The following is a 12,158-nucleotide window of genomic DNA, read 5'->3' on the forward strand; positions in this document are numbered from 1 at the left end:
CATCAAAAGTTACGACTTATGACAATAGCAGATAATAAAAAATATAATAAACAAATATCAAAAAATGAGAATAGTTATAAAAAATACGATAACTATGATGCAATTGAAGTGCCTTACACCAATGCTATTCCGACCGATTACAGTGGTATAATGGGTGTGCCAAAAAGTTTTCTTAATAAATATAATCCGGCACAATTTGAAATCTTAGGACAATTACGAAATCACAGTTTACCAGAGGGTTTTCCAAGAAATGGAGATGCAAAATTGAATGGAAAAGATTTATTTAGCAGGTTAGCTATCAAGCATAAGAAAAAATAATATGAAAATTGAAAATCTTTTTAATTTAAATAATAAACTTGCAGAGGAAATCCAATCTTCTCTACCTGTGATTGTTAAGTCTTTAGGAAAGACGAAGTTTAAATATACAAGTAAAGCTCTCTTATCATTTGTCCCCAAAAGTGGTTATTTGAATAGTGCTATTTTAGAATCGTTTGGAAGCAGAAATATTTACGCTATCACAATCCTGTTTCGTTCCATGATCGAGCATAATTTTAGACATTTGTATATTTATGTACGAGCCCTAAATGATGATAATGATGATGTTAGCAAGAGATATTACAAGACACTTAAGGGAAGTGAAGACCTTGAATCGTTTACCAAAATCAATAACTACAATAAAGCTGTATATCCTACAAAAACTAACTGGGGTACAAAGGGAGAACATAACAAATCAATTCGTGAAGTTGGAAAAGAATTTCGCATCGAGCAAATTTTCTTTTATCTCATAGCGAACAACAATAGCGAGAAAAATGAAATATTAAAGCGTCTCAAAAAGGAGTATCTATTACAGAGATTAATTGAATATACGAACTTATCATCGGGGGTACATGGTGGACCCTTTGGAGAATTGGCATTTTTCGATCTTCAAAAAGATAAAGAGAAATTTGACAAAGCCCTAGAAAAGTTTGCAAGTGACAGTTTTGATCTCCATCACAATTTAGTGAAAACAACTTATCTTTTTGCTTATTTAATGGACGATAAAGTACAGGCACAGTATGAAATAATTGAAAATTTAACAAAAACAAAAAAGCAAAAGAATATATGCCATATTGGGCATAAATTTGATGTGATGAGCATGTGATAAAATACCTTAAAAATGTAATAATTTTGCTTATTTAAGTCTAAAAATCATGTGATGGGATTGTGATATCCGCAATAAGTAAAGTAAAAATAGACATCACTGCCAAACATATTTGCCAAAGATAAAAATTATGAATAAACAAGCTAAAAATAATACGACAAGTTATATTAAAATAAAAATATGAACGATTTAATAAATATTAAAGTCATCCAAAAAGATTTTAATGGCGAAAAGAAAAGATTTGTTAACGCGCGTGAATTGCACAGCTGGCTTGGCGTTGGTAAAAAATTTGCTACTTGGATTACCGACAGAATAGAAAAATATGATTTTGTTGAAGATTTGGATTATTTCATAGCCATTCCCAATTCTGGGAATGGGTTAAAACCTAATAAAATAGGCAAAATCATTGATTCCAAAACCGGGCGAGTTTTGCCCAAAGAATACATTTTGTCAGATGTGATGAGCATGTGATAAAATACCTTAAAAATGTAATAATTTTGCTTATTTAAGCCTAAAAGCTATGTGATGGGATTGTGATATCCACAATAAGTAAAGTAAAAATCGATATCACTATTAAATATATTTGCGAGAGATAAAAATTATGAATAAACAAGATAAAAAAAATCAGATCATTATTTACAACACCGAAGACGGTGAAATTAAGATTGAGGCGCAAATAAAAGACGAGACCGTTTGGCTAAGCCAAGCACAGCTTGTTGAGCTTTTTCAATCAAGTAAAGCCAATATTAGCGAACACATCAAGCATATTTTTAAAGAAGGGGAATTGCGGCGTAATTCAGTTGTTCGGAATTTCCGAACAACTGCCAAGGACGAAAAAAATTACGATATAGAACATTACAATTTAGATTTAATTATATCTCTTGGTTATAGGGTAAAATCACAAATTGCTACGCAATTCCGCATTTGGGCAACGCAAAAATTAAAAGAGTATATTATCAAAGGATTTACGATGGACGACGAACGGCTTAAAGAAAACGGCGGAGGCAATTATTGGAAAGAACTGTTTGACCGTATCCGTGATATTCGGAGCAGTGAAAAAGCCCTTTATCGCCAAGTGCTTGATCTTTATGCCACGAGTATTGATTATAATCCAAACAGCCAAGAATCAATTAAATTTTTCAAAGTGGTGCAAAATAAACTTCATTACGCGACCAACAAGCAAACAGCCGCAGAAACTATTCACGCGCGCGTTGATGCGGAAAAAGATTTTATGGGACTTACAACATTTGCTGGAGCATTGCCGATACATTCTGAAATTAGCATAGCAAAAAATTATCTTACCGAAGACGAATTATTTCGGCTTAACCGTATGGTTTCGGCATTTTTTGATTTAGCGGAAATAAAAGCCAAAGAGAAACAAAAAATGTATATGGCTGATTGGGTTGTTGAATTAGATAAATTTTCTGAAAATTATGGGCAGGGTGTTTTGCAAAATGCAGGTAAAGTGAGTTATAAACAGTCCGCTGAAAAAGCGACCAAAGAGTATAAAAAATTTCAAGCTAAAACACTCTCTCCCGTTGAAAAATCATATCTGGAAAATATTAAGCTGTTGGAAAAAGAGGTAGAGAAAAAAATAAAATCATAATTTTAAAAATACTATGAAAACAATTTTAAAAACCGACATCACCGTTAAAGATATTTGCGAAGGTTTTGTTTATAACGAACTTGAAGGTAAAGGGCTATTCGGTTTGTCAGGCAAATTGACCATCCAACCGGAATATCAGCGCAACTATATCTATGCCTCTGACGGCGGTAAAAAAGAAATGGCTGTTGTTGAATCAATTCTTAGGGGGTATCCAATAGGATTGATTTATTTTAATAAAGTGAGCGATGATAATTTGGAAGTTTTAGACGGACAACAGCGCATTACCAGCGTTGGACGATTTATAACTGATAAATTTGCCATTAAAGACGAGAATGGTATGGAACAATATTTTGGCGGTATAGCAAAAGACAAGAAAGCTAAGATTTTGGAAACTAAACTTCTTATTTATGAATGTGAGGGGGCGGAAAGCGAAATAAAAGAATGGTTTAAGACAATCAACATTGCCGGTGTTCCACTTAATAATCAAGAGTTATTGAATGCTGTATATTCTGGTTTTTTTATAACACTTTGTAAGGAGGAGTTTAGTAATAGTCAAAACGCCAATATTCAAAAATGGAGCGCATATATAAAGGGTAGTGCCAATCGTCAAGATTTTTTGGAACGAGCGTTAGATTGGGCAAGCAAGGATTGGGAAGACAAGAATTATGATCCGAGACATACTAGACCGATTGGAAAATATATGAGCAGTCATCGTAAGGATAAAAATATTAAAGAGCTCAAAATATATTTCAACAGCATAATTGATTGGGTTTCCAGTGTATTTACTGATATTGAAAGCGAGATGCGCGGTCTTGAATGGGGACGAATATATGAAGAGTATCACAAGAGGTCTTACGATCCCGCTAAAGTATTAAAAGCAGTACAAAATCTTTATAGTGACCCGTATATCAAAAATCGAAAAGGCGTTTTTGAGTATATTCTCGGTGGTTCAGCCGACACAAAGCTACTTAATGTTCGCGTATTTGATGAGGCAACCAAAAAATCAGTTTACGCCGCGCAAACAAAGAAAGCCAAAATCAAAGGCAAATCAAATTGTCCTGATTGCTCTATAGGACATGACGCCAACAAAAGTAAAATATGGGGCTTTAACGAAATGGAAGCCGATCATGTGTCAGCCTGGAGTAAGGGAGGAAAAACAACAGCCAAGAATTGTGAGATGTTGTGTATAAGGCATAATAGAGCAAAAGGAAATCGATAAAATACTAAAAGCGTAAATATAAAAAGTGAACTTACATTTTTTACTTTATACTTTTACAAAATATGGCTAAAAAAAATAATTCAATAATACTTTTTCACGAAAAGCAAGTTCGTCGTCATTGGGACGAAAACAAAGAACTTTGGTATTTTTCTATTTTGTTTTAAATTGTGTTTCGTTATGTTAATTCAAATTTGGGAATATGGCGGAATTGGTAGACGCGCTAGCTTGAGGGGCTAGTGAGAATTGTTCTCGTGGGAGTTCAAATCTCCCTATTCCCACACTAAAAAATGGCTGGGCGCAGACTTCAGCTTGAGGAGCTTGTGGCTACAAGGTCGCGGAGGTTCCCTGTCTGCTGGCAGGTAGGAAATCCTTTTATCCGCACTCAAGTTTTTTAAAATTTTTTTGTTTACGTAATATACTAAATTTTTTTATTGTTCTTTTTAAAAAATATTTGTGTTAAATATTTATTCTAAATAAAAAAAGGAGAAAAGTAGATGGATCAAAATCAATCATTTGCAATAATAGTGTTAATTTGCATAATAGCGATATTATTTTTGATAGCACTTATTATGTTTTTAAGAAAAATTTTGTTTATTCAGGATATAGACAATGTTGTTGTTGAAAAAGTGGATAAACAAAATAAACATTGGATTTTGTTTTCAAAAAATAACAAAACTATTGCCAAAATTCCAATGGAAAGCGAGATTGTCACAGACGGCGACGCGCGAATAACAATTCCATTTCGCGGCATAGTCGCTGTATTATCTTTTAAGCAAAAAAAGGATAAGAAAAAAAAGTCATATTATATTAAATATGATATGGCAATGAATTTTTTCCGCAAATATTTTAAAAAACGATTATTGTAAGGCAAGCGCGATTAATAATAGCGCGCTTGTCTTATGATCTTATTTTGTCGTTAGACAATTTGTATATCAAGATTTATAAATCAAAATAATTTTTGTTAAAAAAGAAAAACCCTATGCAGAAATATATTCCGCAAAAGGGTTTATAAGGTTTATAATATGGTATGATTATAGTGGCAATTTTTTCCACCACCGATAATCATCCTCCGGGACTTCATTGAAGTCCCAGTATCCATATCCATCTTCGTATGGTATGGCTGGCGCAAACCAGCCAATAATATTATCTTCCTTCTTTATGTTTTTCCCCTGATTTTTTTTACGCAAACAATCTGCGCAAAGAAATGTTGATGGGAACATAAACATTCCCATGTCCCCCCAAAGTTTGCATCCCGTTGATTTACAATGGCTGCATTTATAATTTTCCGGTGTTTCTAGTTTTGTTATCATATCTTTCATTTTTTCCCTCCTCCATTTTTTTTCTTTTTTTATTATCACTCTTAAAATAACATTAAATTATCATAGCAGAAAATGACCTAATTGTCAATAGAATTCAGATATATTGTATAAAATTTTACACAATAAATAATTTTTATGAATAATCAAGAAAAGTTTTTAAGTCCAGATATCAAACCTAAATATTTTTTAAAAAAAGAAAATATTATTGAGTTTTCTAAATTACCAGATAATTTAAGTGAAAGAAAAAAATCTTTAGGCTGGCCAGTTGAAATTCAAGGGTCAGGCCGTATTATAGAAGGCACAAATGATTTTGAAATTAGATATCCAAGAGGAGATATTTTTTTATCATTAGGAATAACAATTCATGAGCTGGGTCATCTTCGTCAAGAAGAATTTAATAATGAAATTAAAAAAATTGATAAAGAAAATGAAAGAGAAAAATATATAGAAGCGATAGAAAATGACGCCTATCAAAGAGGGATAGAAAGAGTAAAGAAATATTTTCCTGAAATATTAGAAGAAATAGAAAAAAAATTTCAAGAATATAAAAAACAAGGAGAATTAGAAAATTTTTCTTCGTTTGAAGAATTATATAAATTTTTACAAGGTTCAATAAATATAAACAGAGCTTTAAATACAGTTTCAGATATAGACGATAAAAATAAGCAGGATGAATTGGAATATAAAGCTTTAAAGAAAATAGGAATAGAAAAATTTTTTAGCGACATAAAAAAATCGCGAGTAAAAGAAAAAATTGATAAAAAATGGATTGAGGATTTTATTATGAAAATGGCTGAAAAAATTTCTAATGAATAAATTTAACTTAAACACATTTGCCTAATTGAGAGGCAATTTAATAAAAAGTAGAAAAACATTTTAAATATATTTAAGATTAGATTATTTAATTTGTTTATTTTACAATTATTTTAACTTATGTTAAAAAACAGATTAAGAGTTTCTTCGCCATTCAGGCAAGGAACTGAAAAAAAAGAAAATCAGTTATCTAGTGTAAAAAAAACATTGGTTCAGCACGGAATAAAAACAACGCGCCGCGTGGCGCCAAAAAAATTTTTTAGAAGCAAAACAGACAAGCAAGCGATTGCAAAGCCTGATTTCGCAAAAAAAATTTTTGAAAAAGGAAAATTAAAAGTCATAGTTTTAGGCGGGCTTGAGGAAGTTGGACGCAATATGACAGTTATTCAATATGAAGATGATATAATGATTATTGATATGGGGGTGCAATTTCCAGAAGAAAATATGCCTGGTATAGATTATATTATTCCTAATGTTGAATATTTAAAAGATAAAACAGCGAATATTAAAGGAGTTGTTATTACTCATGGGCATTATGATCATATTGGGGCAATTCCGCATCTTATGCCGATTTTAGGAAATCCTACTATTTATACTGGAAATTTAACAGCAGGACTTATTAGCAAGCGGCAAGAAGATCATCGCGAGGCGCCAAAATTAAATATTTCAAGAATAGACGAAACTTCTAGAATACAATTAGGAAAAGCTTTTTCAGTTGAATTTTTAAGAGTAAATCATTCTATCCCCGATTGTTTTGCTATAATTGTTCATACTCCAGTTGGCACAGTAATTCATACGGGCGATTTTAAAATTGATTATTCGCCAGTTAATGACAAGCCTGCTGATCTGAATCGCATCGCGCAATTAGGAGGAAAAGGAGTTTTGCTTTTAATGTCTGATTCAACAAATGCCGCTGATCCTGGCTACCAAATTTCTGAATCTTCAATTGGCAATGAAATGGGCAGAATATTTGAAAAAATTAGAGGAAGAGTAATTATTGGAACTTTTTCTTCCCAGATTAGCCGTGTACAAAAACTTTTTGATATTGCAGCAAGATATGGAAGAAGAGTCAATTTGCAGGGCAGAAGTATGAATAATAATGTAGAAATCGCGCATAAGGTAGGATATCTTAAATTTAATCCAAAAATTTTGGTTGAGGATCAGGATTTGCGAAGAATTCCTGATAACAAAATAATGATTATCGGAACAGGAGCGCAAGGAGAAAGTAACGCCTTTTTAATGAGGGTTGTGAACAAAGAGCATAGAAACATTAGATTAAAAAAAGGGGACACAGTTATTTTTTCCTCTTCCGTGATCCCAGGAAATGAAAGAACAATACAATCTTTAAAAGATACAATTGTCCGCCAAGGAGGAAGAATAATTCATTATAAAATGATGGATGTTCATGCTGGGGGACATGCGAAACAGGAAGATTTGAAATTAATGATGCGACTTTTAAAACCAGAGTATCTTATGCCGATAGAAGCAAATCATTATATGTTGAGAATGCATGCCATGCTTGGCGAGCAAGTCGGGATTGAAAAAAATAAAATTTTTGTCGCTGATAATGGACAAATCGTTGAGTTTTATAAAAATCAACAAAATAAAACTATTGGAACATTAACAAAAAACAAAGTTCCTTCTGAATATGTTATGGTTGACGGTTTGGGCGTTGGAGATATCGGGCAAATTGTGCTTCGCGACCGCCAAGTAATGAGCAAAGACGGAATGTTTACCATTATTGTCACGATTGACAGTAAAACAGGCAAAGTCATGCAAGAGCCGGATATTATTTCAAGAGGTTTTATTTATATGAAAGAATCAAGAAAATTAATAGAAGACGCCCGTAAAAAAACAAAAGCGATAATTTCAGAAAAAACAAAAGAAAAGCCGATAAATTGGGTTTATGTTCGCAATAATTTGCGTGATAACATAGGAAGTTTTCTTTATCAAAAAACTAAAAGAAGACCAATGGTTTTACCTGTTATTATTGAAGTATAAAATAATTATTGTAAAATTTATCAATAAAAATCCCCTTTTTACAAAAAGGGGATTTTAAAATTGTTTATTTTTTAAAAAATTCTTTAACGCGCTATCTAATAAAAAAATTATTTGCATTCTTTATTGGAACAGACGACTGTATTATCTTTTCCATAAACCATTAGGCCCCCACATTTAGAACATTTTTCTCCTGTTGGCTTACTCCAAAGCGCGAATTTGCAATCAGGATATTGATTACAAGCGAAAAATATTTTTCCTTTTCTTGTTTTTTTCTCAACGATTTCTCCTTTTTCACATTCAGTGCATTTAACCCCAGTGGATTTAACTATCGGCTTTATGTTTCTGCAATCAGGATAACCAGAGCATGCCAGGAATTTTCCAAACCGCCCCATTTTTATAATCATTGGGGATCCGCATTTGTCGCATTTCTCATTTGTTGATTCAGGTTTTTCAATCTCGCCTTTTTCGTTTATCTGTTTTGTATTTTTACAATCAGGAAAATTACTACATGCCAGGAATTTTCCAAACCGCCCCATTTTTATAATCATTGGGGATCCGCATTTGTCGCATTTTTGATCTGTTGCTTGTTCCATTCCTAAATTTTTTTTAGTAATCTCATTTTCTTTTTCCATAAGATTTTTTTTAAAGGGTTTATAAAAATTTTTAATTATTAAATGCCAGTCTTTGCTGTGACTAGCTATTTTATCCAAATCGTCCTCCATTTTCGCGGTAAATTCATAATCAACGATATCGGAAAAATGTTTGACCAATAAATCAATTACAATAAAAGCGATTTCTTTTGGTTTTAAGTTTTTTCCTTCTCGCTCAACATAACCTCTTGTTAAAATTGTGCCAATAGTCGGCGCGTAAGTTGACGGCCTTCCAATTCCATATTTTTCTAAAACTTTAACAAGGCTCGCATCGTTATATCTTGCCGGTGGCTGGGTAAAATGCTGAAGTGCTTTCATTGCTAATGATTTTAACAAATCATTTTCTTTTAAGTTAGGCAAAATATTTTCTTTAATTTTGTCTGGATAAATTTTTAAAAATCCATCAAAAATTATAATATTTCCGTTAGCAGTAAATTGATATTTTTTGTCATTGGTTTTTATATTAACAGCTGTCGCGCCAATCAAGCTTTCTGTGATTTGCGTTGCCAATGCCCTCCTCCAAATTAAATCATAAAGTTTATATTGGTCATTGGTCAAATATTGTTTGATTTCTTTTGGCATGTGAATAACCTCAGTCGGCCTGATTGCTTCATGGGCTTCCTGCGCTGTTTTTTGTTTTGTTTTATAATAGCGCGGAGATGCCAAGCTATATTTTTTTCCGTATATTTTTTCAATTAACTCTTTTGCTTCGCTTAAAAATTTTTGGCTTAAATTAACGCTGTCGGTTCTCATATATGTAATAAGCCCTGTTGTTTTTTTCTCTCCTAATTTAATTCCTTCATAAAGCTGTTGAGCTATCATCATTGTTTTTTTAGATGAAAATCCAAAACCATTGTTCGCTGATTGTTGCAAGCTGGAAGTAATAAATGGAGGAGGCGGAGTTTTTTTTGTTTCGCGTTTTTTAATATCTAAAACAGCATATTTCGCGTTTTTTAAATCACTAAGTATTTTGTCAGATTCTTTTTTGTTTTTGATTTCTAATTTGCCTAATCTTTTATCATTAATACGCGCAAGTTTCGCGACAAAAAAATTCTCTTTATTTTTTTCGTTTTCTTGAATAAAATTAGCTTCTATATTCCAATATTCCTCTTCTTTAAAAGCCTGAATTTCTCTTTCTTTTTCAACAATTAAACGAACAGCAACAGATTGAACGCGTCCGGCAGAAAGCCCTTTTACGACCTTCCTCCATAAAAAAGGCGACAGCTCATAGCCAACTAATCTATCTAAAATTCTGCGCGCTTGCTGGGCGTTGACCATATCCATATTAATATTTCTTGGATTTTTCAAAGCTTGTTTAATCGCGCTTTCTGTTATTTCGTGAAAAACAATTCTTTTTGTTTTGTTTTCTTTTAATTTTAAGGCTGAAAGCAAATGCCACGCGATTGCTTCTCCTTCTCTGTCTTCATCAGGAGCAAGAATAACATTATCCATTTTTTTAACTATTTCTTTTAATTCTTTAACTGTTTTTTTTGCCTTAACAGGAATAACATATTTTGGCTCAAAATTATGATCAACATCAACGCCAAGTTTTGATTTTGGCAAATCTCTAATATGCCCAAAACAAGAAGTTACCTTATAACCTCTTTTTAAAAATTTTGTGATTGTCTTGGCCTTTGTCGGCGACTCAACTATTATTAAATCCATATTTACAAATTAAAAAATAAAAATAAAAAAGTAAGAACGATAATATAAGATACAAATTTCAAAAAATAAAGATATAAACAAATTCAAAATCTAAATACTCAAATTTCAAACATTTTGGATTTTGAATTTATATCTTGGAATTTGTTTGATTATTGTGTCTTATATCCTTGTATTTTTTAATAATATTTTATAAATTTTTATTTTAATATTTGATTTTTGATATTATCTTAATAAACTAAAATCACTTAATAATTTATTTTAATTCTTTTTCTAATATACTTCTCACAATTTGCGGCTCTGCCTTTCCTTTTGTTTCTTTCATAACCTGCCCGACTAAAAATTGAATCGCGTTTATTTTTCCGTTTTTATATTCTTTAACAACTTTTTGGTTGTTAGCAATTGCTTTTTTAACAGCGTTTTCTAAAATTGACTCATCACTCACCTGCTCAAAATCTCCTTGCTCTAAAATATCAGACGGATCTTCGCCGTCGGTAAGCATTTTTTCCAAAATTTTCATTCCAGCTGAACTGTTAATTCTATTTTGAAAAATTAATGTTAAAAATTCAGCAAAATTTTCAGGACTAATTTTTAAATCTTTTATCTCAACGCTGTTTGATTTCATAATTCCTCCCAATCTGTTTATTAGCCATCCTGAAATAATCTTAATTGCTTTTTTTCTGTTATTTTTCCAAATTTCCTCCTGCGTTCCTTCTATTCCGTCAACAGCTTCCAGCCAAGCTCTAAATTCAGAAATTACTCTTTCTGAATATTCCGCCAAATTTTTATCAGTCGTGAGCGCTTCAGCGTCAATTTTATTAAAACCATATTCGTATTCAAATCTTTTCATTTTAATTTCTGGCAATTCAGGCAGATCTTTTTTAATTTTCTTTTTTATCTCTCTTAAATCCAATGGTGGCAGATCAGGTTCTGGAAAATAGCGATAATCATCAGCAGACTCTTTTGTTCTTTGAAAATAACTTTTATTTAAATTATCATCCCATCCTCGTGTTTCTTGCTGTAATTTTTCATTATTTTCTAAAGCTTTTGTTTGTCTTTTTATTTCATAATTTACGGCTTTTTCCATTGCTTTAAAAGAATTTATATTTTTCAATTCAACTTTTGGGCTTAATTTATAGCTTCCAATCGGTTTTATTTCATCATTAATTTTTTCCCATTTTCCTTTTTCTTGAATAGAAATATTTGCCTCGCAGCGCATCTGTCCTTTTTCCATATTAGCGTCTGAAATTTCTAAATAGCGAAGTATTTTTTGATATTCCTGGCAAAATTTTTTTGCTGTTTTTGCGTCAGTTATATCAGGCGCCGTGACAAGCTCCATTAACGGAGTTCCGCAACGATTATAATCAACCAAGCTATAATTTTTTTTATCAGGATGCAAAAGCTTTCCTGTGTCTTCTTCTAAATGTATTCTGATAATTTTTATTTTTTCGCCATTAATATCTAAAAATCCGTCAAAAGATATTGGCAAGTCATATTGTGAAATTTGATATCCCTTTGGCAAATCAGGATAAAAATAATTTTTTCTGTCAAATTTTGTAAAATCAGCTATTTTGCAATTCAACGCAATCCCCGCGCGCGCTGTCCATTCAATCGCTTTTATGTTTGCCACAGGTAAAGTTCCGGGCTGGCCAGTGCAAATTTCGCAAATAGTAGAATTAGGCGGCTGGTTTTCACCGTCATTTGAACAAGCGCAAAACATTTTAGACTTTGTTTTCAACTGCGCGTG

The 12,158-nt window shown here is 32.0% G+C and carries 11 protein-coding genes and 1 tRNA gene; 9 read left to right on the top strand and 3 right to left on the bottom strand.

The genetic code is table 11. The annotated features are described in order from the left end of the window. The 7 genes from U9O55_02835 to U9O55_02865 form a co-directional block, all read left to right on the top strand. Window positions 1-318 (top strand): adenine-specific methyltransferase EcoRI family protein (locus tag U9O55_02835; GenBank protein ID MEA2088748.1); only part of this gene is annotated, 318 nt, incomplete at its 5' end. A 1-nt stretch (window position 319) separates the two neighbouring features. Next, window positions 320-1,141: a hypothetical protein gene (locus tag U9O55_02840; protein MEA2088749.1), complete on the top strand. Its 822-nt coding sequence runs from the start codon at window positions 320-322 to the stop codon at window positions 1,139-1,141. A gap of 180 nt (window positions 1,142-1,321) precedes the next feature. After that, window positions 1,322-1,612 carry an antA/AntB antirepressor family protein gene (locus U9O55_02845; GenBank protein ID MEA2088750.1) on the top strand — a complete coding sequence of 97 codons (291 nt, stop codon included), beginning with the start codon at window positions 1,322-1,324 and terminating at the stop codon, window positions 1,610-1,612. A 130-nt stretch (window positions 1,613-1,742) separates the two neighbouring features. Further along, window positions 1,743-2,747 (top strand): virulence RhuM family protein, encoded by a 1,005-nt coding sequence (locus tag U9O55_02850; GenBank protein MEA2088751.1) that lies wholly within the window; start codon window positions 1,743-1,745, stop codon window positions 2,745-2,747. 13 nt (window positions 2,748-2,760) lie between these two features. Further along, window positions 2,761-3,966, top strand: coding sequence for a DUF262 domain-containing protein (locus tag U9O55_02855; GenBank protein MEA2088752.1), 1,206 nt, complete (start codon window positions 2,761-2,763; stop codon window positions 3,964-3,966). Between the two features lie 193 nt (window positions 3,967-4,159). Further along, window positions 4,160-4,244: transfer RNA gene (locus U9O55_02860), tRNA-Leu, on the top strand. Window positions 4,245-4,535: 291 nt separating this feature from the next. Continuing rightward, on the top strand, window positions 4,536-4,832 hold the full coding sequence (locus U9O55_02865; protein ID MEA2088753.1) for a hypothetical protein: 297 nt from the start codon (window positions 4,536-4,538) through the stop codon (window positions 4,830-4,832). 165 nt (window positions 4,833-4,997) lie between these two features. Here the strand turns inward: U9O55_02865 and U9O55_02870 are convergent, their stop codons facing one another. Further along, window positions 4,998-5,276 carry a hypothetical protein gene (locus tag U9O55_02870; GenBank protein ID MEA2088754.1) on the bottom strand — a complete coding sequence of 93 codons (279 nt, stop codon included), beginning with the start codon at window positions 5,274-5,276 and terminating at the stop codon, window positions 4,998-5,000. A 144-nt stretch (window positions 5,277-5,420) separates the two neighbouring features. On the opposite strand from U9O55_02870, the gene U9O55_02875 reads away from it, so the two are divergent. Then, window positions 5,421-6,101, top strand: coding sequence for a hypothetical protein (locus U9O55_02875; GenBank protein ID MEA2088755.1), 681 nt, complete (start codon window positions 5,421-5,423; stop codon window positions 6,099-6,101). Window positions 6,102-6,218: 117 nt separating this feature from the next. Next, the gene (locus tag U9O55_02880; GenBank protein MEA2088756.1) at window positions 6,219-8,099 is read left to right on the top strand and encodes a ribonuclease J; all 1,881 of its coding nucleotides are present in this window, start codon (window positions 6,219-6,221) and stop codon (window positions 8,097-8,099) included. 107 nt (window positions 8,100-8,206) lie between these two features. Here U9O55_02880 and topA read toward each other — a convergent pair whose 3' ends face one another. Then, window positions 8,207-10,414, bottom strand: a complete 2,208-nt coding sequence (gene topA / locus U9O55_02885) for a type I DNA topoisomerase (protein ID MEA2088757.1) — start codon at window positions 10,412-10,414, stop codon at window positions 8,207-8,209. Window positions 10,415-10,667: 253 nt separating this feature from the next. Next, window positions 10,668-12,158 (bottom strand): Asp-tRNA(Asn)/Glu-tRNA(Gln) amidotransferase subunit GatB (gene gatB, locus U9O55_02890; protein MEA2088758.1); only part of this gene is annotated, 1,491 nt, incomplete at its 5' end.

Source organism: Patescibacteria group bacterium (assembly GCA_034660655.1).
Lineage (GTDB): Bacteria > Patescibacteriota > Patescibacteriia > JAACEG01 > JAACEG01 > JAACEG01.